At 67.0% G+C, this 22770-nt stretch carries 19 protein-coding genes; 5 read left to right on the top strand and 14 right to left on the bottom strand.

Translation table 11 applies throughout. The features are described 5' to 3' along the window. Positions 1 to 35 precede the first annotated feature (35 nt). The gene (locus HEP74_RS10205) at positions 36 to 650 is read right to left on the bottom strand and encodes a CDP-alcohol phosphatidyltransferase family protein (RefSeq protein WP_185816338.1); all 615 of its coding nucleotides are present in this window, start codon (positions 648 to 650) and stop codon (positions 36 to 38) included. A gap of 144 nt (positions 651 to 794) precedes the next feature. Here HEP74_RS10205 and HEP74_RS10200 point away from each other — a divergent pair, with 144 nt between their 5' ends. Continuing rightward, positions 795 to 1553, top strand: coding sequence for a 3-hydroxybutyrate dehydrogenase (locus tag HEP74_RS10200; protein WP_185816337.1), 759 nt, complete (start codon positions 795 to 797; stop codon positions 1551 to 1553). A gap of 293 nt (positions 1554 to 1846) precedes the next feature. Here HEP74_RS10200 and HEP74_RS10195 read toward each other — a convergent pair whose 3' ends face one another. From HEP74_RS10195 to ppsR, 3 genes are all read right to left on the bottom strand, one after another. After that, entirely contained in the window at positions 1847 to 2335 is a 489-nt protein-coding gene (locus tag HEP74_RS10195) for an NUDIX hydrolase (protein ID WP_185816336.1), read from the bottom strand. A gap of 57 nt (positions 2336 to 2392) precedes the next feature. Then, positions 2393 to 2899: a DUF1249 domain-containing protein gene (locus HEP74_RS10190; protein WP_185816335.1), complete on the bottom strand. Its 507-nt coding sequence runs from the start codon at positions 2897 to 2899 to the stop codon at positions 2393 to 2395. 146 nt (positions 2900 to 3045) lie between these two features. Then, entirely contained in the window at positions 3046 to 3867 is an 822-nt protein-coding gene (gene ppsR, locus HEP74_RS10185; RefSeq protein WP_039009881.1) for a phosphoenolpyruvate synthetase regulatory kinase/phosphorylase PpsR, read from the bottom strand. A 146-nt stretch (positions 3868 to 4013) separates the two neighbouring features. On the opposite strand from ppsR, the gene ppsA reads away from it, so the two are divergent. Then, positions 4014 to 6389, top strand: a complete 2376-nt coding sequence (gene ppsA, locus HEP74_RS10180; RefSeq protein ID WP_185816334.1) for a phosphoenolpyruvate synthase — start codon at positions 4014 to 4016, stop codon at positions 6387 to 6389. Next, positions 6389 to 7348, top strand: a complete 960-nt coding sequence (locus tag HEP74_RS10175; RefSeq protein WP_185816333.1) for a mechanosensitive ion channel family protein — start codon at positions 6389 to 6391, stop codon at positions 7346 to 7348. The genes ppsA and HEP74_RS10175 overlap by 1 nt, the downstream gene beginning before the upstream one ends. 60 nt (positions 7349 to 7408) lie before the next feature. Here the strand turns inward: HEP74_RS10175 and orn are convergent, their stop codons facing one another. The 3 genes from orn to mntR all read right to left on the bottom strand — a co-directional run bounded on the left by orn (position 7409) and on the right by mntR (position 9055). Beyond that, the gene (gene orn, locus HEP74_RS10170; protein WP_185816332.1) at positions 7409 to 7987 is read right to left on the bottom strand and encodes an oligoribonuclease; all 579 of its coding nucleotides are present in this window, start codon (positions 7985 to 7987) and stop codon (positions 7409 to 7411) included. A 109-nt stretch (positions 7988 to 8096) separates the two neighbouring features. Further along, positions 8097 to 8594 carry a tRNA adenosine(34) deaminase TadA gene (gene tadA / locus HEP74_RS10165; protein ID WP_185816331.1) on the bottom strand — a complete coding sequence of 166 codons (498 nt, stop codon included), beginning with the start codon at positions 8592 to 8594 and terminating at the stop codon, positions 8097 to 8099. Next, complete coding sequence (gene mntR, locus HEP74_RS10160; RefSeq protein ID WP_185816330.1) at positions 8591 to 9055, bottom strand: manganese-binding transcriptional regulator MntR; 465 nt, start codon at positions 9053 to 9055, stop codon at positions 8591 to 8593. The genes tadA and mntR overlap by 4 nt, the downstream gene beginning before the upstream one ends. 148 nt (positions 9056 to 9203) lie before the next feature. On the opposite strand from mntR, the gene HEP74_RS10155 reads away from it, so the two are divergent. Then, positions 9204 to 10556 carry an Nramp family divalent metal transporter gene (locus tag HEP74_RS10155; RefSeq protein WP_276568374.1) on the top strand — a complete coding sequence of 451 codons (1353 nt, stop codon included), beginning with the start codon at positions 9204 to 9206 and terminating at the stop codon, positions 10554 to 10556. Between the two features lie 87 nt (positions 10557 to 10643). Here the strand turns inward: HEP74_RS10155 and HEP74_RS10150 are convergent, their stop codons facing one another. The 7 genes from HEP74_RS10150 to HEP74_RS10120 form a co-directional block, all read right to left on the bottom strand. Continuing rightward, entirely contained in the window at positions 10644 to 12359 is a 1716-nt protein-coding gene (locus tag HEP74_RS10150; RefSeq protein WP_185816329.1) for a response regulator, read from the bottom strand. Continuing rightward, positions 12346 to 13872: an ATPase domain-containing protein gene (locus tag HEP74_RS10145; protein WP_185816328.1), complete on the bottom strand. Its 1527-nt coding sequence runs from the start codon at positions 13870 to 13872 to the stop codon at positions 12346 to 12348. The genes HEP74_RS10150 and HEP74_RS10145 overlap by 14 nt, the downstream gene beginning before the upstream one ends. A 387-nt stretch (positions 13873 to 14259) precedes the next feature. Then, a complete protein-coding gene (locus HEP74_RS10140) occupies positions 14260 to 14619 on the bottom strand; it encodes a response regulator (protein WP_185816327.1) in 360 nt (119 codons plus the stop codon). Further along, the gene (locus tag HEP74_RS10135) at positions 14616 to 15737 is read right to left on the bottom strand and encodes a PAS domain-containing hybrid sensor histidine kinase/response regulator family protein (RefSeq protein WP_185816326.1); all 1122 of its coding nucleotides are present in this window, start codon (positions 15735 to 15737) and stop codon (positions 14616 to 14618) included. Before HEP74_RS10135 ends, HEP74_RS10140 begins: the two co-directional genes overlap by 4 nt. A gap of 263 nt (positions 15738 to 16000) precedes the next feature. Continuing rightward, a complete protein-coding gene (locus HEP74_RS10130) occupies positions 16001 to 17386 on the bottom strand; it encodes a glycoside hydrolase family 43 protein (RefSeq protein WP_221893178.1) in 1386 nt (461 codons plus the stop codon). Positions 17387 to 17421: 35 nt separating this feature from the next. Beyond that, entirely contained in the window at positions 17422 to 20112 is a 2691-nt protein-coding gene (locus HEP74_RS10125) for a glycoside hydrolase family 31 protein (protein WP_343203500.1), read from the bottom strand. Between the two features lie 457 nt (positions 20113 to 20569). Next, the gene (locus tag HEP74_RS10120; RefSeq protein ID WP_185816324.1) at positions 20570 to 22036 is read right to left on the bottom strand and encodes an efflux transporter outer membrane subunit; all 1467 of its coding nucleotides are present in this window, start codon (positions 22034 to 22036) and stop codon (positions 20570 to 20572) included. Positions 22037 to 22122: 86 nt separating this feature from the next. On the opposite strand from HEP74_RS10120, the gene HEP74_RS10115 reads away from it, so the two are divergent. Continuing rightward, positions 22123 to 22740, top strand: coding sequence for a TetR/AcrR family transcriptional regulator (locus HEP74_RS10115; RefSeq protein ID WP_185816574.1), 618 nt, complete (start codon positions 22123 to 22125; stop codon positions 22738 to 22740). Positions 22741 to 22770 lie beyond the last annotated feature (30 nt).

Below are 22770 nucleotides of genomic sequence, written 5' to 3'. Positions count from 1 at the left end.
CAGGTCAGACGGGGATGATAGCAACCTGCCGCCGCTCAAGGCTTGGGAATGCGCAGGGTCTTGCTGATCATCAGCGAACCGGACAGCGCGAACAGCAGCACCAGCGGGTGCAGCAGCCACGGTCCCAGCCGCCATTGGCCCCACCACAGCGCATCGCCGAGATGGCCCAGGTGCGCGGCCACCGCGAGCACGATCACCAGCGCCAGGCTGCTCGGGATCGGCGTGCCTTCGAAATACGGCACCTTGTCGCCGTCGCCGGCCAGCTGCTCGGCGGTGACGTTGTAGCGCGCCAGGCGGCTGACCCCGCAGCACACGAAGAAACTCAGCACCAGCCAGTCCCAGCCGCCCTGCATGCCGCAGGCATAGGCCAGCGCCGCCGGGGCGACGCCGAAGGAGATCACGTCGGCCAGCGAATCCAGTTCGCGGCCGAGCGTGGACGAGGACTTGCGCCAGCGCGCCACGCGCCCGTCCAGCGCATCGAACACGAACGCCAGCGGAATCAGCGCCATGCCGATCAGCAGGTCGCTGCGCCGGCCCTCCTGCAGGAAGCGCATCGACGCGAACACCGCGCCGGTGCCGCAGAAGGCATTGGCCAGGGTGAACCAGTCGGCCAACTGGAATTCGCGCAGCATCGAAAAGTGGCGTTTCATCGGCATAGCGTGGCGGATCCGGCGTGAGAAGAGTGCGACCGGCACAGGGTAGCGTGGCGCCACCGCACTGGCGAGGACCGGTGCCATGGCGCCCTCGCCCGGCGCTGCTACGCTGCGCACCTCCCCTTCCGACAGGTGCTTCCCATGCAGACCGTCCTGATCACCGGTGCCGCCAGCGGCATCGGCGCCGGCATCGCCCGCGAACTGGCCGCCGGCGGCCGCCACATCGTCGTCAGCGACCTGGATGCGGACGCGGCCGCGGCGGTAGCCGCACAGCTGCGCGAAGCCGGCGGCTCGGTCGAGGCGGTGGCGCTGGACGTGGCCAGCGAGGCCAGCATCGGCGCGGCGCTGGCGGCGATCTCGCGGCCGCTGGACGTGCTGGTCAACAACGCCGGGCTGCAGCACGTGGCGCCGCTGCAGGACTTCCCGATGGCCAAGTGGGGCCTGTTGATCGAGGTGATGCTGACCGGCGTGGCGCGCCTGACCCAGGCCGTGCTGCCGGGCATGCGTGCGCGCGGCTTCGGCCGCATCGTCAACATCGGCAGCATCCATTCGCTGGTCGCCAGCCCGTACAAGAGCGCCTACGTCGCCGCCAAGCATGGCCTGGTCGGGTTCTCCAAGGCCGTGGCGCTGGAAACCGCCGACACCGACATCACCATCAACACGCTGTGCCCCAGCTACGTGAAAACCCCGCTGGTGGACAAGCAGATCGCCGACCAGGCGCGCACCCGCGGCATTTCCGAAGCCGATGTGATCGCGCAGGTGATGCTCAAGCCGATGCCCAAGGGCGTGTTCATCGACTACGACGAACTGGCCGGCTGCGTCGCGTTCCTGGCCTCGCCGGCGGCGCGCAACATCACCGCGCAGACCATCGCCATCGACGGCGGCTGGACCGCGCAGTAGCGGCGCGCCGCGTTCCGGCAAGACGGGCGCCGGCAGGAACCGCAATCGATGCTGGCGAATTTTTCGCCAGCCTGGTGACAGGCACTGCGCTACAACGCGCTCGAAGTCTTATCCACAGCGTTTGGCCGGTTCCATCCACACCCGCTGTGGAGAAGCGCAGCCGGTACTGGCGAAATTTTCGCCACACACAAAAATCGGACAGCAGTTTCAGCGACTTGCCACGCTTGCCCACAGGCTTGTGCAGGATCGATCCACAGCCGCTGTGGACAAGCGCGGCGCAGGCGCGATGCCGCTCAGACCCGCGAATAGCGCCACGACAGCATGCGCCCGTCGCGGTACGGCATCACTCCGTGGAACGGGCGCGGATCGCCGTCGAACACCAGCGGCAGGAAGTGGCGGTCGCCCTCCCACAGCGGCAGCGCGTCCATCTCCGCCACCGGCACCCAGGCCAATGTGCCCTCGGCGTTCTCGGTAAACGGTTCGCCGCTGTAGGCGCTGATCAGGAACAAAAAGCCCAGCCAGTCCTCGCCATGCTTGCCGAACCCGGGCCAGCTGATCGTGCCGCGCAGTTGCAGCGCATCGCATTCGATGCCGGCTTCTTCGCGGATTTCGCGGCGCATGCCATCCAGCACGTCCTCATCGGCCTCGACCTTGCCGCCCAGGCCGTTGTACTTGCCCAGGTGGTGGTCGCCGGGCCGCGCATTGCGATGGATCAGCAGCACCTTGGAGCGGTCGGGCGACAGCACGTAGCCCAGCGTGGCGACGATCGGGGTGTAAGGCATGCGGCAGGCGGGCGAGTCGGCGGGCGCGCAGTATGCCGCATCCGCCGCGGCCAACGATCAGGGCGCGGGCGCCGCCGTGTCCTCGGCCGGGCGCCGCAGCGGCCCGGCCGGCTTCAGCGTGGCCACGCCATGGCCCCGCTCGGCCAGGTATTCCAGCCATTTGCTGAGGAAGGTGTTCATGCGCATGCGGTGACTGATCAGTTCCGCCGGCGGCGGATACAGCCCCATCACGTCCTGCCAGCGGCGGCCGACATAGCAATGCGTGGTCTCGGCCTGGCGCGCATCGCGGTACAGGCGCACGTAGGCCGACGGATCCGGCTCGCCGGTGAGCGGGTCGCACAGGTCGTAGGTGATGCGCAACTCCACCGTGTAGCGGTGGTGCTCGATCACGTCCAGGCGCAGGTCCAGGCCGTCGCCGATCGAGGACAGGTAGCTGCCCACGGCCAGGTCGGACGGCACGAACAGCCGGTTCAGGTGCACGAAGTTCTCGGCGTACAGCCCCATCAGCCAGCCGAATCGGCTCAGCCGGGGGATGCGTTCGCTGCGGGTCAGGGCGTGTTGCATGGAGCCGATGCTACACGCTGCAACGCCGCCGCGGCAGCATTGACGGATCGCCCGCGCCGGCCTACCTTGGAAGTCTCGGCACCGAGGCGCGATCGCCTCACAGATGGGCCGATTTCACGCAGGCGCCACGATCCACGCTGCCGCGCTCAGAACATCTCGCGCTGCAGCCCCAGCGTCGCCAGCACCTTGCTGGAAATCTCCTCGATCGAGGTATGCGTGGTGCTCAGGGTCGGGATCCGCTCCATCCTGAACATGGTCTCGGCCGCGGACACTTCGCGGCGGCACGTCTCCAGGTTGGAATAGCGCGAATTCGGCCGCCGTTCCTGGCGGATCTGCTGCAGCCGATCCGGATCGATGGTTAGCCCGAACAGCTTGCTGCGATACGGACGCAAGCGCGGCGGCAACCGGTCGTGCTCCAGATCCTCCTCGGTCAGCGGATAGTTGGCCGCACGCACGCCGTAGTGCAGCGCCAGGTAGATGCAGGTCGGCGTCTTGCCGGCGCGCGAGACGGCGACCAGAATCAGGTCGGCCTCGTCGTAGTTGATCGCGATGCCGTCGTCGTGGGTCAGCGCGAAGTTCATCGCGTTGATACGCCGGTGGTAGGTCTCGAAATCGACCAGGCCGTGCGCCTGCCCCACCCGCGAATGCCGCGGCGCGTTCAACTCGCGCTCCAGCGGCTCGATGAACGGCGCGAACACGTCGAGCATCAAGGCCCCGCTTTCCGACAGCAGCATGCTCAGCTGCGGATCGACGCAGGAATTGACCACGATCGGCCGCACCTGATAACGCTCGCCCGCGGCATGGATGCGCTGCGCCGCCTCGCGCGCTTTTTCCGGATCGTCTACGAACGACATGCGGTCGGTGACGAAGCTGAAACCGCTGAACTGGGTGAGCAGGCTATGCCCAATGGTTTCAGCGGTGATACCGGTTCCATCGGACACGTAGAACACCGGTCGGATCGTCGACATTGCCTGGATTCTCCTTGCTGAAACCCAACGGATGCCCCCGGCCGCGCTTGTGCCGACTCGGGTGCGCACTGCATGATATCGGCTTCTTCCCCCACGGACGCGGCCACTCTGCCCGCCTCGGGCGATGGCCCAACGGAGCATCGCGCTTGAACGAGAACATCCTTTGGTTGCACGAGTTGCGCCTGACCGACCTGGCCCGCGTCGGCGGCAAGAACTCCTCCCTCGGCGAAATGATCGGCAACCTGGCGGGTTTGGGAGTCTCGGTACCCGGCGGCTTCGCCACCACCGCCGAAGCGTTCAAGGCGTTCGTCGCCCACAACAATCTCTATCAGCGCATCTTCGACAAGCTGGCAACGCTGGACGTGGAAGACGTCGGCGCGCTGACCGTGGCCGGCAAGGAAATCCGCGGCTGGGTCACCGATGCGCCGCTGCAGCCTGAGCTGGATCAGGCGATCCGCGAGGCTTACGCGCAACTGTGTGCAGAGAACGGCGGCGGCGACGTCGCGGTGGCAGTGCGCTCGTCTGCGACGGCAGAAGACCTGCCCGATGCCAGCTTCGCCGGCCAGCAGGAGACCTTCCTCAACGTGACCGGCGCCGACGACGTGCTGCACAAGGTCAAGGAAGTCTTCGCCAGCCTGTACAACGACCGCGCCATCGCCTATCGCGTGCATCACGGCTTCAAGCACGAGGACGTGTTCCTGTCGGCCGGCGTGCAGTTGATGGTGCGCTCCGGCGTCGGCGCTGCCGGCGTGCTGTTCACGCTCGACACCGAGTCCGGTTTCCGCGACGTGGTGTTCGTTACCTCGAGCTTCGGCCTCGGCGAAATGGTCGTGCAGGGCGCGGTCAATCCCGACGAGTTCTACGTCTACAAGCCCACCCTCGCCGCCGGCAAGCCGGCGATCCTGCGCCGCTCGCTGGGCAGCAAGATGATCCGCATGGTGTATTCGGACGTGCCCGGCGAGCGCGTGCGTATCGAGGACACCCCCGCCGAGCTGCGCAACACCTTCTCGATCAGCGACGAGGACGTGCAGGAACTGTCCAAGCAGGCGCTGGTGATCGAGAAGCACTACCAGCGGCCGATGGACATCGAGTGGGCGAAGGACGGCGTCAGCGGCAAGCTGTTCATCGTGCAGGCGCGCCCGGAAACGGTGAAGTCGCGCGGCCATGCCACCCAGATCGAGCGTTTCGCGCTGGAACAGCGCGGCACGGTGATCGCCGAAGGCCGCGCCATCGGCCAGAAGATCGGCGCCGGCGTCGCCCGCGTGGTGCGCAGCCTGGACGACATGAGCCGGGTGCAGCCCGGCGACGTGCTGGTCGCGGACATGACCGATCCGGATTGGGAGCCGGTGATGAAGCGCGCCTCGGCGATCGTCACCAACCGCGGCGGCCGCACCTGCCACGCGGCGATCATCGCCCGCGAGCTGGGCGTGCCGGCAGTGGTCGGCACCGGCAACGCGATGGAACTGATCGAGGACGGCCGCGAGGTGACGGTGAGCTGCGCCGAAGGCGACACCGGCTTCATCTACGCCGACCTGCTGCCGTTCGACCGCACCACCACCGATCTGGGCAACATGCCGCCGGCGCCGCTGAAGATCATGATGAACGTGGCCAACCCGGAGCGCGCGTTCGACTTCGGCCAGTTGCCCAACGCCGGCATCGGCCTGGCGCGGCTGGAAATGATCATCGCCGCGCACATCGGCATCCATCCCAATGCGCTGCTGGAATACGCCAAGCAGGACGCGGCGACCAAGAAGAAGATCGACGAGAAGATCGCCGGCTACGCCGACCCGGTCAGCTTCTACATCAACCGCCTGGCCGAAGGCATCGCCACGCTGACCGCGTCGGTGGCGCCGAACCCGGTGATCGTGCGCCTGTCCGACTTCAAGTCCAACGAGTACGCCAACCTGATCGGCGGCAGCAACTACGAGCCGCACGAAGAGAACCCGATGATCGGCTTCCGCGGCGCCAGCCGCTATGTCGATCCGAGCTTCTCGGCCGCGTTCGCGCTGGAATGCAAGGCGGTGCTCAAGGTCCGCAACGAGATGGGCCTGGACAACATGTGGGTGATGATCCCGTTCGTGCGCACCCTGGAAGAAGGCCGCAAGGTCATCGAGGTGCTGGAGAAGAACGGGCTCAAGCAGGGCGAGAACGGCCTGAAGATCATCATGATGTGCGAGCTGCCGTCCAATGCGCTGCTGGCCGACGAGTTCCTGGAGATCTTCGACGGCTTCTCGATCGGCTCCAACGACCTGACCCAGCTGACCCTGGGCCTGGATCGCGATTCGTCGATCGTGGCGCACCTGTTCGACGAGCGCAACGCCGCGGTCAAGAAGCTGCTGTCGATGGCGATCAAGGCCGCGCGCGCCAAGGGCAAGTACGTCGGCATCTGCGGCCAGGGGCCATCGGACCATCCTGATCTGGCCGAGTGGCTGATGCAGGAAGGCATCGAGTCGGTGTCGCTGAATCCCGACACCGTGGTCGATACCTGGCTGCGCCTGGCCAAGCTGAAAGCCGCCGGCTGATGGGCACGGCAGCAACGTTGCTGGCGGCGGTCGCGGCGGCGACAGCCACCGCACCGGCGGCGCAGACGCGACGACCGTTCAACTGGCGAGACCTCGATTGGGCGCAGTACGCGCTCAACTGGGGCGTGGCGCTGGTCATCCTGGTGCTCGGGATGTGGATCGCCAAGCGCCTGAGCCAGTGGCTGCACCGCGCGCTGGTCCGCGCGCGGGTGGAGACCACGCTCAGCAACTTCCTGCGCAACGTCGCCTATGCCTTGCTGCTGGTACTGGTGTTCGTCACCGCGCTGCAGAAGATCGGCGTGCCGCCGACCTCGCTGTTCGCGGTGCTCGGCGCGGCGGGCCTGGCGGTCGGCCTGGCGCTGAAGGATTCGCTGTCCAACATCGCCTCGGGGGTGATGCTGATCGTGCTGCGGCCGATGCGCGATGGCGACCACGTGGTGGTGGCCGGGCAGGAAGGCATCGTCGACGAGATCCGGATCTTCCAGACCCGCATCCGCAGCTTCGACGAGCGCATGATCACCCTGCCCAACAGCACCATCACCACCGCGCCGATCGTCAACTACAGCACCCTGCCCAATCGGCGCCTGGAGATCACGGTGGGCGTGGGCTATGGCGACGACCTGAAGAAGGCGCAGCAGTTGCTGCTGCAGATCGCGCAGGACAATCCGAACATCCTGGAGACGCCGGCGCCGTTCGTGCAGGTCACCAACCTGGGCGAGAGCACGGTGGACCTGATGCTGTTCGCCTACGCCAGGAACGGCGACTTCGGCGCGGCCAAGAGCAGCACGCTGGAGAACATCCGCAACCAGTTGCTGGAGAACGGGCTCAGCATTCCCTATCCGCAGCGCGATCTGCACGTGTACCACCACGACGCCGATGGGCGGCCGATCGCCGAGCTGTTGCTGAAGGGCGTGACCGACGACGGCGAGACCAAGCAAGGGCCGCCGCTGGCCCGTTGACGCAGATCATTGCGCGAGGCCGCGCCGGACAGGCGCGGCCTGCGTGTCGCGCAGCGCGACTCAGCGTGCGCCGTTGCCCTGCCCGCTCAATGCGCCCATGAACGGGCGGTAGTAGCGCAGCTCGTCGATCGAGTCGTGCACGTCGCTGAGCGCGGTGTGCGAAGAGGTCTTGTTCAGTCCCGAGGCGACCGATGGCGCCCAGCGCCGCGCCAGTTCCTTCAGCGTGGACACGTCCAGGTTGCGGTAGTGGAAGAAGCGCTCCAGCCGCGGCATCTGCCGGTGCAGGAAGCGCCGGTCCTGGCAGATCGAGTTGCCGCACATCGGCGACGCACCCGGCTTGCACCACTGCGCCAGGAATGAAACGGTCTGCGCCTCGGCCTGGCCCAGGGTGGTCTTGCTGTCGAGCACGCGCTGCCACAGCCCGGAATGGCGATGCTGGTTGCGGTTCCACTCGTCCATCGCCTGCAGGGTCTGCAGCGGATGCGCGATGGCGAACTCCGGGCCCTCGGCCAGCACGTTGAGCTGGCTGTCGGTGACCACCGTGGCGATCTCGATGATCGAATCCTTGTCGGTATCCAATCCGGTCATTTCCAGATCGATCCAGATCAGACGATCGTTGTCCACGTGCGGTTCCGCCATATCACCATCCAGTCGTTCGCGGCGGCGCTGCCGGCGCGGGGGTTTCGTATCGGTCGTGCATGATACCGCGCGTGACCCGGCGGCTTCACATTGGCCAGCGCCGCGGCGTTCAACCGCCGAGCAGCGGCTTGCCGCGTTTGGCGCGAAAATAGTTGGTCAGGCGCAGCCCAGCCGGCGCCGCCAGCACTCCGCCGCGCACCTGCACGCGGTGGTTGTGGCGCGGATCGGCAACCAGATCGAACACGCTGCCGCAGGCGCCGGTCTTCGGATCGGCCGCCGCGAACACCAACTGCGCCACGCGCGCATGCACCACCGCCATCGCGCACATCGCGCACGGCTCCAGGGTCACGTACAGCGTGCTGCCGACCAGACGGTGGTTGCCGAGCCTGCGCCCGGCCTGGCGCAGCGCCACAATCTCGGCGTGCGCGCTGGGATCGTGCTCGGCGATGTTGAGGTTCCAGCCCTCGCCCAGCACCTCGTCCTGCGCCGAGACCAGCACCGCACCGACCGGAATCTCGTCGAACTCGCGCTCGGCGCGATCGGCCAGCGCCAGCGCGTGCAGCATCCAGCGCTCGTCGCGCGCGGCGGTGTCGCTGTCGGCGTTCATCGCGCCGCGGCGTGCTTGCGCACGAACTCGGCGAACACCGCCAGCGTGGCTTCGCTGACATGGTGCTCGATGCCCTCGGCGTCGCGCCTCGCGATGTCCTCGTCGATGCCCAGCGCCAGCAGGAACTGCTCCACGGTCTGGTGGCGCTGCCGGCTGGCCGCCGCCAGCGCCTCGCCCTCGGGGGTCAGGAATACGCCGCGATACGGCCGCTGGATTACCCAGCCGCCCTTGACCAGCCGCTTGAGCATCTTCGCCACGGTCGGCTGGGCCACGCCCAGGCGCGCGGCGATGTCCACCTGCCGCGCCTCGCCGCCGTCGGCCAGCAGGTCGGAAATCAGCTCCACATAGTCCTCGATCAGCTCCAGGCGGTGCGCCTCGCGCACCTGGCGGAAGCTCTCGACCTGCACTTCGGCGTCGAGCAGCACCGCCCCCGGTGCCGTCAACTTCCCGCTTTTCTGCATCGCAACGCCCTTGTCCGGTGCCGGCGAACGCCGGCAGCTGCCTATTCTGGCCGAAATCGCGTCTATCGCAGCGATCCGATTTGCCAATGCTAACTAGAATAGCAAGTGCTATATACTCGATCGCGCTCCTCCCACGCACGTTTCCGCCATGGCCGATCCCCTGCCCCTGCCCGATTCCAACGCCGCCTGGCCGCAGGCCAGCGAGCCGCCGCGGCGCAGCCTGGGGCGCATGAACGGCAGCGTCGCCGTGCCCAGCGGCGGGCTCGGCTGGCGCCGCTTCCTGGCCTTCCTGGGGCCGGGCTACATGGTCTCGGTGGGCTACATGGATCCGGGCAACTGGGCCACCGACATCGCTGGCGGCTCGCACTTCGGCTACCTGCTGCTGTCGGTGATCCTGCTGTCGAACCTGATGGCGATCGTGCTGCAGGGGCTGGCGGCGCGGCTGGGCATCGCCACCGGCCGCGACCTGGCGCAGGCCTGCCGCGAGCACTATTCCAAGCCGGTCAACTTCCTGCTGTGGCTGGCCTGCGAGGCGGCGATCGTGGCCTGCGACCTGGCCGAGGTGATCGGCACCGCGATCGCGCTGAAGCTGCTGTTCGGCATCCCGCTGACCCTGGGCGCGATCATCACCGCGATCGACGCACTGCTGGTGCTGTACCTGATGCGGCGCGGCTTCCGCACCCTGGAGGCGTTCGTGATCGCGCTGCTGCTGGTGATCTTCGCCTGCTTCATGGTGCAGATCGTGCTGGCCGCGCCGCCGCTGCACGAGGTACTGGCCGGCTTCATCCCGCGTGCCGAAGTGGTGACCAATCCGGCCGCGCTGTACCTGGCGATCGGCATCATCGGCGCGACGGTGATGCCGCACAACCTGTACCTGCATTCGTCGATCGTGCAGACCCGCGCCTACGAACGCAGCGACGACGGCCGCCGCTCGGCGCTGCGCTGGGCGCTGGCCGACAGCACCATCGCGCTGAGCCTGGCGCTGTTCGTCAACGCCGCGATCCTGGTGTTGGCCGCGGCAGTGTTCCATGCGCACGGCCGTACCGACGTGGAGGAGATCGAGCAGGCCTACGAGCTGCTGGCGCCGATGCTCGGCGTCGGCCTGGCCTCGACCCTGTTCGCGGTGGCGCTGCTGGCCTCGGGCATCAACTCCACGGTGACCGCGACGCTGGCCGGGCAGATCGTGATGGAAGGCTTCCTGCACCTGCGCATCCCGGCCTGGGCGCGGCGCCTGCTGACCCGCGGCCTGGCGATCGTACCGGTGGTGGTGGTGACCTGGCTGTACGGCGAGCAAGGCACCGCCAAGCTGCTGGTGCTGAGCCAGGTGCTGCTGTCGATGCAGCTGCCGTTCGCGGTGATCCCGCTGGTGCGCTTCGTCGCCGACAAACGCAAGATGGGCGCGCTGGTCGCGCCGCGCTGGCTGATCGGGCTGTCGTGGGTCATCGCCGCGCTGATCGTGGCGCTGAACGTGAAACTGCTCGGCGATACCTTGCTGCACTGAGCCGGCGCAAAGACTCAGGCACCGCGCTGACGCGTCTGCCCGAGGCGATTCGGCGCAGGCGCTGGCCGGTGCCAACGGCGCCTGCACTCACGAATACAGGGGCGCCGCTTCCGGTTTGTCCTGGGCGCCGGGATTGGCGCGTACCTGCTGCAACGCCGTGGCCAGTTCGTCCAGCCGGTAGGGTTTGGACAGGATCTGCACGCCTTCGGCCTCGGCCGCAGATTTCGCCGCTTCCGCGTAGCCGCTGGTGAGCAGGATCGGCAGTTCCTGGCGCCGCATGCGGATCTCGTGGACCAGCTCCAGGCCGTTCATGCCGCCGGGCATCATGATGTCGGAGAACACGATGTCCACCACGCGCTCGTTGGCCAACGCGCCCAGCGCCGCGGCCGCGCTGGCCACGCGGGTCACCTGGTAGCCCAGCTGGCGCAGCATTTCGCCGACCAGGGCGGCGACTTCGTCGTCGTCCTCGACCAGCAGCACGTAGCCGGCCTCGCCCGGGGCGCGGCGCGCCACCTGTTGCAGGTCCACCAGGTGCCGCTCGTCCGGCGCCGGCGCGCGGAACGAGCGCGGCAGCAGCAGATGGATCGCGGTGCCCTGCCCGAGTTCGCTGTCGATGTGGATGGAGCCGCCGGATTGCTGCACGAACCCGTGCACCTGGGCCAGGCCCAGGCCCGAGCCCTTGCCGATGTCCTTGGTGGTGTAGAACGGTTCGAACACCCGCGCCTTCACTTCCGGCGCCATGCCGACGCCGGTGTCGACGATCGACAGGCGGATGAAGTCCGGATCGGTCTTGCCCGCGCCCGCCACGTTCTGCGCCCGCACCACGATGGTGCCGCCATTGGGCATCGCATCGCGCGCATTGACCGCCAGATTGAGCACCACCAGCTCCAGCTCGCCCGGATCCACTTCGATCGGCCACAGGCCGTCGGCGAAATCGAAATCCACGTGCACGTCGCCGCGCAGGCTGCGGTCCAGCAGTTCGCGCATGCCGCCGATCTGCCGGGTCAGGTCGACCGGCTCGGGCTTGAGCTCCTGCCGCCGCGAGAACGCCAGCAGCTGCCGGGTCAGCCCGGCGCCGCGCTGCGCGGCCTTCTGCATGCCATCCATCAGCCGCTTGCGCACGCCCGGATCGGCCTGGGTGTCGAGCATCGCCAGGCCGCCGGAGATCACCATCAGCAAATTGTTGAAATCGTGCGCGACGCCACCGGTCAATTGCCCGATGGCCTCGATCTTCTGCGCGTGGCGCAGGGTTTCCTCGACCCGCGCGCGCTCGTCCATCTGCGTGCGCAGCAGGCGATTGGCCTGCTCCAGTTCGCGCGTGCGCGCCACCACCTGCGCCTCCAGCTTCTGCGCCGCCGAGGCCTGTTCGCGCAACAGCGAGCGCACTTCGTACTGACGGGTGCGGGCGCGCAGCGCGGCCTTGATGGTGCTGGTCAAGGTGATGGCCTGCACCGGCCGCTCGAGCAAGGCGACGTTGCGCAGCGAGGCCACCAACTTGCGCCGCCAGGTCACCACGGACGGTTGTTCCTGATGGCTGGTCAGCACCACGAACGGCAGATCGGACCACGTCGGCTGCGCGTCGGCCCAGGCGAACAGCGCGCTCGCATCCTTCCCGAACAGGCCTTCTTCGGCGATGAACACCGCAGCGGCACCGATGTTCAGTTCGCGTACCACGCTGTCCAGATCTACGCAGTTGCAGGCCACCACACCGCCACGCCGCAGCAGTTCCACCGAGGCCCCGCCGTCGCGCCCGATCGGCGCGTAGACCAGGACCCGGCTTTCGCTGGCGTCACTGCTGCTCATGCGCGACGGAGCTCGTGAACGGCAGATCGTTTCCGCTGTAGCGCGGCGTTCCGGAGAAGATGGCGCTGAACTGCGTGATCGGCGGACCGATGTCCAGTCCTTTGCTGCTGAGCCGGAACTCGCGGATGGTGTTCTCGTGGCTGCCGCTGCGCTTCTTCACCACCGACAGCGCCCGGCGCACCGTGCCGTCCACCTCGAAATAGCGCAGCATCAGCACCGAATCGCTGAGGTAACTGAGATCCAGCGGAGTTTCCATTGGCCCGACTAAACCGTGCTGCGCCAGGACCAGGATGGTCAGCACGCCTTGCTGGCCCAGGTAGCTGAGCAACTCGTGCATCTGCAGGATCAGGAAGCGCTCGTCCGGCATCGCATTGAGATAGCCGTTGAGGCTGTCGATGACGATCACCCGCGCATGGTCCACTTCTACGCTGCGGCGCACGTTGGCGGCGAACTGGCCCGGCGACATCTCCGCCGGGTCGATCTGCTGGAAACGGATCAGGCCGTTGTCGAGCTTTTCGTCGAGCGGCAAGCCCAGCGTGCGCGAGCGCGCCTCCACGGTGCTGCGCCCCTCGTCGAAGGCGAAGAACACGCTGTGTTCGCCACGTTCGGCCGCGGCGATGGCATAGGTCAGCGCCAGCGAGGACTTGCCCACGCCGGCCGCGCCCAACAGCAAAGCATTGGTGCCGCGCTCCAGCCCGCCACCGAGCAGCCGGTCCAGTTCGGCATTGCCGCTTGGGACGACCTCCTCGATATGGTGGTGCTTGTAATCGCTCGCGATCAGGCGCGGATAGATTTCCAGGCCGCCCTTCTCGATGGTGAAGTCGTGGAAACCGCCGCGGAACTGGATGCCGCGCATCTTGACCACGCGCAGCCGCCGGCGTTCGGCGCCGTAGTCGATGGCGAGTTGTTCCAGCAACACCACGCCATGGGTGATGGAGTGCAACTGCAGGTCGTTCTGCTGCGAGGACAGGTCGTCGAGCAGGATCACCGTGCACTGCCGGCTGGCGAAGAAATGCTTCAGCGCCAATACCTGGCGGCGATAGCGCAACGGACTCTGCGCGAGCAGGCGCAGCTCGGACAGGCTGTCCAGCACCACCCGCGCCGGGTTGAGCTGCTCGACCTTGTCGAAGATCAGCTTGGTGGTCTCGGTCAGCTCCATTTCCGCCGGATGGAACACGGTGAGCTCGCGCTCCGGATCCAGCACGATCTCCGGCGGCACCAGTTCGAACACATCGATCTGGTTCATGCTCCAGCCGTGGCGGGAGGCCACCAGGCTCAGTTCGCGCTGGGTCTCGGACAAGGTGATGTAGAGCGCCCGTTCGCCATGCCGCGCGCCTTCCAGCAGGAACTGCAGGGCGATCGTGGTCTTGCCGGTGCCAGGGCGGCCTTCGTAGAGATAGAGGCGGTTGGGATCGACGCCGCCGCCGAGGATATTGTCCAGACCCGCACTGCCGGTCGAGATGCGCGGCGGGTCGTCGCCGTACGCGTGATCGGATTGCCGGTGGGCGGTCATAGATGTCCTTGAAGGTTGCGTGTGGATCGAAGGTAAGGTGTTGCCGCTGTCTTGCAAGGGCCGCGCACAGCAACTCGCATCGGAAGCCTCCTTTCGCCAGCATGCCTTGCATGGATGCCGCGACCGGCGCTCGCTCACCTTGGCACGGCGCAACGCTCACGGTTCGGTGAGACCAAAGCACACTACGTTCGGCAAAGTGATGCTTTTGTGTAGACACAGCCCGTGTCGGACCAGTCCCCGCCAGCGCCGTGCAGTGCGGAAAACAGGGCCGCGAACGCCGTCGATCAACGGCCAGGCCCCGATACTCCCCTGTGGCCTGGTCGCGAAACCGATCCGCCCGAGCCGGTTTGCGGTTCGCCAAGACTCGGAACGTCCGGCGAGCGCCTGTCACGCGTGGCCTTCTGGATCCAGCGTCCCCAGCAGGTCGTGCATGCGATACGGCTTGGACAGGAAACGCGCCGTGGGCGGCAAGGGCGGCAGCTGCGACAGCGCATAACCGGACAGCAGGATCGTTAGGCAGGCCGGATTCATCGCCTGCGCGGTGCGCACGACCTCGATGCCGCTGACGCCGCCGGGCATGCTGATGTCGCTGATCACGCAGTCGAACCGCCCGCTGGCCAGTTCCGCCTGCGCCTGGGTTCCGTTGGCCGCTTCGAGGACGTCGAACCCAGCGTCCTTCAGGGCCAGGACCGTCACCATCCGCAGCAGCGCGTCGTCCTCGACATACAGGATCTTTCTCGTGCTCATGGCGTCGTCGCAACCGGAATGTACATGGTGACCAGGGCGCCCTGCCCCTGCCCGCTTTCGATGGTGGCGAACCCGCCGGACTGGCCGGCGAATCCGAACACCTGGCTCAGTCCCAGGCCGCTGCCATTGCCCACATCCTTGGTGGTGAAGAACGGCTCCATGGCGCGCAGCCGCACCTCCTCGGACATGCCCGGGCCATCGTCCTGCACCGCCACGCACACGTAGTCCTGATCGGGCCTGGCTTCCGCGTGCAGGGACAGGTCGGAGCGGCACAGCCGCGTGGAGATCACGATCCGGCCCTGCAGTACCGCGTCGCGCGCGTTCGCGACCAGATTCATCAGCGCCGCTTCGAACTGGCTGGCGTCGACCACCACCGTCGGCAACGCATCGGCGAACTCGAACTCGCAGGTAATGGCGTCGCCGGCCACGCGTCGGTACAGCTCGGCGGCCTCGACGATCAGCGCGTTGACGTCGTTGGGCTCGGGGACCAGGTCCTGCCCGCGGGCGAAGGCCAGCATCTGCTGCGACAACCTGCTGCCCCGCTCCGCCGCAGCGGTCGCCGCCCCGATCAGCACTTGACTGCGCGCGTCGTGCTGGGTCTTGGCCAGCAGGTCCAGGCTGCCGACGATGACCGCCAGCAGATTGTTGAAATCGTGGGCGATGCCCAGCGTCAGGCGGCCGATGGCCTGCACCTTCTGCGCCTGCGCCAGGGCGCGTTCGGCCTTGCGCAGGTCTTCGGCGGCGTTGAATTTCTCGGTGACGTCGCGGGTGACCTTGGCATAGCCGACCAGCATGCCGTCCTTCCAGACCGGATCGATGACCACGCTGGCACGGAACTGCGAACCGTCCTTGCGCACCCGCCAGCCTTCGGCCTCGTAGCGGCCTTCGCGCCTGGCCGCGTCCAGCCCCTTGCGCGGCAAGCCGGCGGCGGTGTCCTGCGGCGTGTAGAACCTGGAAAAGTGCTGGCCGACGATCTCGGCCTCTTCGTAGCCCTTGATATGGCGGCCGCCGGTGTTCCAGCTGAGGATGAAGCCTTCCGGGTCGAGCATGTAGATCGCGTAGTCGGTCACGCTCTGCAAGAGCAGACGGTCTGCTTCGGTTGCGAGCGGAGTGCGCATTCAAGCCAGATGATGCGGTGAAGTCGACCCCAAAATAGCGAGCCATTTGTTAGTTTTTTGTGGAACCAGCCACTCTCCCGCCGCGTAACGCCGCGCATTCGCTGCGGCCCACAGTCCGTCGTTGCGGAACCCGCATCGCGTGGCTCCGGTGATGCAGGGCTCGGATGCCCGCACCCTGCGACCACAGGCGGCCGCGATTGCTGCGCGAGCGTCCAGTCGAATGACGCCGCAACACGAATGCCCGTGCCGCCCTGGCAGAGGCTTCAACGCGCGAAACGCCAATAGTCGAAATCGAACAGCGATGGCTCCGCGCCGCCTTTGAACAGCATGTACAGATCGTGCGTGCCGGCAGCGCCGGACACCGACGCCGTGCGTTCCTGCCAGCGCCCCGCAGCATCGCTCGCGCCGACCTGCAGCGTGCCGATCGGCGGACCGTCCACGCCGTCGAGCCGCAGCTCGATCGACGATTGCGCAACCGCGTTGGCGACGCTGGCGACAAAACGCTTGGCGCCCGGCGTGCCGAAGTCGACGCCGGCAACCTTGATGTAGCTGCGGTCGGCGATGCGTGTGACGTACATACCGGTAGCCGCGTCGCCTGCGGTGTCTACACCCGGCGCCCAGTCGTACGGCCGGTCGCGGTCGCGCTTGAGCCGCGACGTCCAGGCGATCGTCTCGGCCTCCACCCGCGTGTACGGATCGATGGTGCCGAGCTGCGCCACCCCCTTGCGGTCCCACCACGGCTGCTTGGGAATGCTGCCGTCTGGCCGGTACTGGAACCTGGTGACGGTGACCGAGCGGCGTTCGTGATGGATCGGCGTCGTTTCGAAGTTGAGCCAGTAGTTGAAGCCGAACAGATAGGAGCCGCCCTTGTAGTCGACGATGCCGGGATGGTTGCCGGTAGAGCCCTGGTTCGGGTCCATGATCTTGCCCTTGTGCACCCATGGACCGGTCGGGCCGTCGCTCATCGCATAGCCGATCCCTTCCGGGCAACAGGTCGACGCGTAGGCCATGTAGTAGCGGCCGCCGCGCTTGTAGAACCACGGCCCCTCCTGATAGTCCGCCGGCTTGCTCTGCACTTTGGTGATCGGGCCGGAATAGGACACCATGTCGGGGTTGAGCCTGACGTACCACAGGTCCGGGTTGCCCCAGTACAGGTACGCCTGGCCGTCGTCGTCGATCCACACGGTCGGGTCGAAGAAGCCCTCGGCCGGCGCGATCAGCGGCTTGCCCAGCGCATCGCGGAATGGCCCGTCGGGCGTGTCGGCCACGGCGACCGCGATGACGTTCTTGGGCGAACCGGCCACGCTGATCGGCACATACAGATAGAACCTGCCGCCGCGCGCGACCACCTGCGGCGCCCAGGCATCGTTGCTCTGCACCGCCCACGGAAAGGTCTTGAGCGAGGCGACCACGCCGCGGTCGGTCCAGTTGACCAGGTCGGTGGAACGGTACAGCCGCCAGTCGAGCATCTTGAAGCCGGCGGCATCGTCCTCGTCATGGCTGGTGTACAGATACAGGACGCCGTCGTGGACCAGCGGCGCCGGGTCCGCCGTGAACCGGGTCTGCACGATGGGGTTGTCGGCGCGCGCCGTCGCCAGCGGCAGGCCGATGGCGAGGACCAGCGCGGCGAACATGGCGGGTTTCGACAACGGCGTACTCCTCCGGACACCGACGCAGGGAGATTTCAGAACCGGACGGTGACGGGGGCGCCGGTGTAGGAAATGCGTTTGGTGGCCGCTGCCGGCTCCATGCCGCCTTTGGCGGCGCCGTCCATCAGCACGACGTCGAGTTCGCGCTGCGCGGTCATGCCGGGAAAGCCGCCGCGCCGCGCGCCGATGCTCAGCGTTCTGGTCGCATCGTTCCAGACCAGATCGTAGGTGGCATGGGCGCCCTTTTCATAGGCATAGGTCTCGTTGTCGTCCTCGTACAGGGTGAAGCGTGCGTTCGCGCCCGGATAGATCCGTACCTCGTACGGCGCCCCCGGCGCTTGCGTGGCGTATTGCACCTGCGGCCCCATCGGCACGATCGATCCGGCCCGCACGTAGAGCGGCAGCAGATCCAGCGGCGTGCGCCGTGAGACGTGGCGGCCGCCATCGAAGCGCTGATTGGTCCAGAAGTCGTACCAGTCCGCGCCCTTGGGCAGATAGGTGTCGACGTTGTCGTCGAGGGCGGCGCGCGGCGCGTTCAGCGCCTGCCGCTCGCTCGGCGTTCTCCACGCCAGGCGCAGCATGCGCTCGGCATCGCCCTGGTAATACTCGAGCCCGAGCCTGACCAACTGGCCCTTGCGCAGCGCGACCGTCGTTGCCTTGTAGCGCGCAGCGCCGGCGTCCCAATCCTGCACGACGGTCTTGCCGTCGAGCATCAGCCGGAAACCGTCGTCGCCTTCGACCCCGATCTCGTATTCCCCTTCTTCAGGCGCGGTCAGCGTGCCCTGCCAACGTGCGGAGAAGTGCTTCAGGCCGGAAAGGCCGGCCGGCACCTCGGCCAGCGGCGGATCGGGCCAGGTGTGGTCCACCTTCGGATCGACGAAGCGGCTCTTGGGCGTCTGGAAATTCTCGCCTTCGAAATACTGGCCAGCCAGGCCCGGCTTCCCGTCCGGCGTGCGCAGCACCTCGCCCGGGATGGTCGTCGCAGGCGGCGGTTCGACGTGGTACATCGCCCGCGTCACCGGATGGACGAGGAAGGCGCCGCCGAACATGAAGGTATCGTCGATGGTGTCGGTGGCGCGATCGTCGGGGAAATCCATCATCAGCGGCCGCATCAGCGTGTAGCCGTCCGCGGTCACCTTCCAGCTGAGGCTGTAGATATAGGGCAGCATGCGATAGCGCAGCTGCGTGCTCTTGAGCAGCGAGGCATAGACCGCCGGGTCCGTCGACTTGAACCGGTACGGCTCGCGCTCGACGTTGGTGCCGTGGATCCGCATGAGCGGATTGAACGCCGAGAACTGCAGCCAGCGCGCATAGAGTTCGCGCCAGGCCGGGTTGCCTTCGCCGCCGGGGAAATCGGCGACGAAGAAGCCGCCCGTGTCCTGGGTCCAGTAGGGATTGCCGGTCACGGTCACATTGACGCCTTCGGCGACCTGCTGCTGCAGCGTCTTCCAACTGGCGTAGATGTCGCCGCTCCAGGACGCCGCCGCGGTGCGCTGCGCGCCCGCCCACGCCGAGCGGGTCAGCGTGAACACGCGCTTGTCGCTGGTCGCGCGCTGGCCGTCGTAGGTGCCCTGCGTGGTGAGCAGCGAATAGGGATTGAGGTAACGGGTGAAGTCGCCCAGGGCGTTGGACCCCAGCGCCTTGGTGTCGCGGATATTGTCCTGCGCGTTCCACATGGCGCTGCTGACTTCGATCTCGGTCCCATCCATCCACAGCGCATCGACGCCCTTGTCGAGCAGGCCCGACTTGATGTGCTTGAAGTAGATCTGCCGCCCCAGCGGACTGTAGGCGTCGTAGACGCGCGCGTGCTTGGAGATCCAGTGCAGCGGCGCGAAACGCAACTGGTGCTGGTCCAGTTCGTGGGCCAGCGCGGTATCGTCGCCGACCGAGGGCCAGATCGACACCATCAGCTTCATGTGCATGTCGTGCACCTGGCGCGCCATGCCGGCAGGATCGGGATAGCGGACCGGATCCCAGGTCATGCCGCTCCAGCTGCCGTCCTTGTCCGATCCCCAGTACTGCCAGTCCTGCACGATGTAGTCGAGCGGGAATCCGTCGTTGCGGAAGCTGCGGGCGACGTCGAGCAACTGCTCCTGGGTCTTGTAGCGTTCCTTGCTCATGAACAGGCCGAACGCCTGCTTCGGATACATCGGCGCCTGGCCGGTCAGCGCCCGGTAGGCCGCGACCACCGCATCGGGGGTGTCGCCGCCCATGAAGTAGTAATCGACGCCGCCGGGCGCGCTTTCGGCCCACATCGATGCGCCGTCCGCATCGTCCTTGAAGCGCATCTGCGAGTAGGTGTCCCACAGGATCCCGTAGCGGCGCGAGGACATCAGCACGGGAATGACGATGCCCACGTTGGTCTGCACCAGCAGCAGTTCCTTGCCGCGCCGATTGCTGCTCTGCTCGCCGAGGAAACCCAGGCCGTAGATCGCCTCGTCCGGGCGCAAGGTGAAGCGGTTGGCCGCCTCGAACGTCGGCGCGCCCGACACCACGACCTTGTTCAAGGTCTGCGGCGCATCGCTGGTTTCTTCGGTATAGAGCTTGCCCGCAGCGTCGAGAAAACGCACCGCGCCGGTCTTCTTGCTGATTTCAACGCGCAGCGCGGCGCTCTTGAGCGTCAGCGTCTCCGCAGTCTCGCTGGTGGCGAAGGGGATGGGGTGCGGCTTGCCGATCACCGCCAGGCTGGGAGCAGTCCAGTAATTCTCTCCAAGGTTCGCATTCACGCGAACGGTCTGCGGCCCGTAGAAGATCACGTTCTTGGCGATCTGGCCGATTCGGACCTGGACCCCTTGCTGCAGCCGCGTATACGCGAACGACTCACCGCGTCCGGTCGCGACAGCGCGCAGATGTCCGCGCGCATCCAAGCCGGTTTCCGTCGCGCTTGCAGCCTGCTTCGCTCCGGCAGCGAACGCTGCCGGAATGGATACCGCAAGCCCGAAGGCCAGGAGCGCCGCCGCCAGAAACCTCTGTCGCCCTATCCGCATGTGCCACTCCCTCGTCGCCCGTCGTGGGCGCATGGCGTTCGCTTTCCGAAAAAAGTGTACGCGATGCGCTCGTGCGATCAACCGAAGGTTGCAACTGCATCCATGCGGTCCCGGCCCATGGGATCGCATCGGCCCGCGGCGGCAGCATGCCTGCGATCTGCCTTGATGGCATGACCGTCAAGCAGTCATTCGTACCTCACGGTCCACGAGCCGCTACCGCGTCGGAAGACATCGGTTGCCAGCCGCCACCGAGCGCACGGAACGCGGCGACGGCGGCTCGCGCCGATTCGGTCTGCGCCTGCGCTCTCGCGTCGGACGCGTTCAACAGCGATGCGTCGGCATGCAGCACGTCGATCAGGCTCGCGGTCCCGCGCTGGTACGCGGTAAACGCCAATCCCCTGGCCCGGGTCAGCGATGTCTCGCCTTGCTGCAACAGCGTGGCCTGGTCCCGACGATTGACCAATGCCGAAAAGGCGTTCTCGACATCCTCGGTCGCGCGCAGAACCGCTTGGCGATAGGCGGCCAAGGCCTCGGCATCCTGTCCCTTGGCCAGATCGATCTGCGCATTGATGCGGCCGAAATCGAAAAGCCGCCAGCGCAGTCCCAACACACCTGCCGTCTGGCTGGCGCCGCTGGTGAACAGATTGCCGCTGGATACCGCGGTGGCGCTTCCCAGCAAGCCGCTCAACGAGAACTTCGGGTAATACTCCGCGACCGCCTCACCGATGCGGGCATTGGCCGCCGCGAGCCGGCGTTCTGCGACGACGAGGTCGGGGCGACGTTGCAGCAGGTCGGCCGGGGACCCCATCCCGGCAATTGCTGGCGTCGCCGGAATCGGCGCGGCGGCTTCCAGTTCGGCGCGATGCGTCCCAGGCGGGACACCCAGCATCACATCCAAGGCGTTCATCGCCACATCCAGGCCCGTCTGCAGGCCGGGAACCGTCGCCTGCACTTGCGACAGCGCGCCTTCCGTCTGCCGCACTTCGTACTCGGCAGCCAGTCCCTTGTTGTAGAGCAGGCCGACTTTCGCCAGCAGCTCCTGCTGGGTCCCGACCTGGCGCCGGGCGATGTCGAGGCGCGTCTGCAGGCCGCGGATGGTGATGTAGATGTCGGCGGTCTGCGCGGCTACCGCCAACCGCACTGCCCCGGCACCGGCTTGCGAGGCTTGATAGTCGGCCAATGCCGCCTCATGGCCACGCCGCAGGCCGCCGAACACGTCCGCCTCCCAGCCTGCCTCCAGGTCCAACTCGTAGGCGCTTCCCAATCTGTCGTATCCGGGCGCGGCATCGAGCACCTGCCCCAACGGGGTTTCCAGCGACTGGCGCGCGCGCGCCGTCGAACCACTGACGGCTGCCGACGGAAGCAGGGCTGCGTTGGCCACGCCAAGCCCGGCGCGTGCCTGGGCGACGCGCGCGGCCGCCTGCGCCAGGTCCAGGTTCTGCTCGAGCGCCGACGCCACCAGGCGCGTCAGCAACGGATCGTCGAAGCCTTGCCACCATGCCGCCAGGTCGACCGCAGACGGGCCGTTGGCCTGCCCGGCCTGCGTCTGTCCGACGTAGTGGCTGGGCAGCGGCGCCTCGGGTCGGCGGTAGTCGGGGCCGACCGCGCAGCCGGCCGTCACGCCGGCGCAGAGCAAAAGGACGAGAGAGCGACGGAACTGCATGGCGATCCTGAAAGCCGGCTGATGTGACCATATTACGAAATGGTCACTATTTGTCAAATCCACGGGCCGCGCGGTACGCTGTGGCCATGACCAAGACCCTTTCTCCCGCGCCCCAACCCAGGGGACCTTCGGACCACGATGTCCGAGACCAGATCGTCGAGGCGGCGACCGAATATTTCGGCCTGTACGGCTACGACAAGACGACCGTTTCCGACCTGGCCAAAGCGATCGGCTTTTCCAAGGCCTACATCTACAAGTTCTTCGATTCCAAGCAGGCGATCGGCGAGGTCATCTGCTCCAATCGCCTCAGCGCGATCATGGCCGCGGTCGACGAAGCCGTCGCCGGCGCGCCTTCCGCCTCCGAGCGCTTGAGACGCGTTTTCAAGGCTCTTGTGGAGTCCGGCAGCGAACTGTTCTTCGACGATCGCAAGCTCTACGACATCGCCAGGACCTCGGCCGCCGAATCCTGGCCCTCCGCCCGCGCCTACGAAGAGCACATCAAGGCCCTGGTCCTGCAGATCGTGCGCGACGGTCGCGAAGCCGGCGAATTCGAGCGCAAGACCCCGCTGGACGAGACAGCCGGCGCCATCTACCTGGTCATGCGCCCGTTCATCAATCCGCTGTTGCTGCAGCACAACCTGGACAACGCCGCCGAGGCGGCGGGCCAGTTGTCCGGCCTGATCCTGCGCAGCCTGTCGCCCTGACCCCTTGTTGTGACTATTGACCATTTTGGT

The organism is Xanthomonas sp. SS, from assembly GCF_014236835.1.
Lineage (GTDB): Bacteria > Pseudomonadota > Gammaproteobacteria > Xanthomonadales > Xanthomonadaceae > Xanthomonas_A.
The sequence above is the reverse complement of the archived record's forward strand: the minus strand, read 5'-3'. Positions and strand labels throughout refer to the sequence as shown.

Coding starts and splice junctions, on each gene's coding strand:
- HEP74_RS10145 (WP_185816328.1), bottom strand. CDS start 13,872: ATGACCGCCCACCGGCAATCCGATCACGCGTACGGCGACGACCCGCCG.
- HEP74_RS10115 (WP_185816574.1), top strand. CDS start 22,123: ATGACCAAGACCCTTTCTCCCGCGCCCCAACCCAGGGGACCTTCGGAC.
- tadA (WP_185816331.1), bottom strand. CDS start 8,594: ATGAACGCCGACAGCGACACCGCCGCGCGCGACGAGCGCTGGATGCTG.
- HEP74_RS10205 (WP_185816338.1), bottom strand. CDS start 650: ATGAAACGCCACTTTTCGATGCTGCGCGAATTCCAGTTGGCCGACTGG.
- orn (WP_185816332.1), bottom strand. CDS start 7,987: ATGGCGGAACCGCACGTGGACAACGATCGTCTGATCTGGATCGATCTG.
- HEP74_RS10155 (WP_276568374.1), top strand. CDS start 9,204: ATGGCCGATCCCCTGCCCCTGCCCGATTCCAACGCCGCCTGGCCGCAG.
- HEP74_RS10135 (WP_185816326.1), bottom strand. CDS start 15,737: ATGCGCACTCCGCTCGCAACCGAAGCAGACCGTCTGCTCTTGCAGAGC.
- mntR (WP_185816330.1), bottom strand. CDS start 9,055: ATGCAGAAAAGCGGGAAGTTGACGGCACCGGGGGCGGTGCTGCTCGAC.
- HEP74_RS10175 (WP_185816333.1), top strand. CDS start 6,389: ATGGGCACGGCAGCAACGTTGCTGGCGGCGGTCGCGGCGGCGACAGCC.
- HEP74_RS10140 (WP_185816327.1), bottom strand. CDS start 14,619: ATGAGCACGAGAAAGATCCTGTATGTCGAGGACGACGCGCTGCTGCGG.
- HEP74_RS10150 (WP_185816329.1), bottom strand. CDS start 12,359: ATGAGCAGCAGTGACGCCAGCGAAAGCCGGGTCCTGGTCTACGCGCCG.
- ppsR (WP_039009881.1), bottom strand. CDS start 3,867: ATGTCGACGATCCGACCGGTGTTCTACGTGTCCGATGGAACCGGTATC.
- HEP74_RS10200 (WP_185816337.1), top strand. CDS start 795: ATGCAGACCGTCCTGATCACCGGTGCCGCCAGCGGCATCGGCGCCGGC.
- HEP74_RS10190 (WP_185816335.1), bottom strand. CDS start 2,899: ATGCAACACGCCCTGACCCGCAGCGAACGCATCCCCCGGCTGAGCCGA.
- HEP74_RS10195 (WP_185816336.1), bottom strand. CDS start 2,335: ATGCCTTACACCCCGATCGTCGCCACGCTGGGCTACGTGCTGTCGCCC.
- HEP74_RS10120 (WP_185816324.1), bottom strand. CDS start 22,036: ATGCAGTTCCGTCGCTCTCTCGTCCTTTTGCTCTGCGCCGGCGTGACG.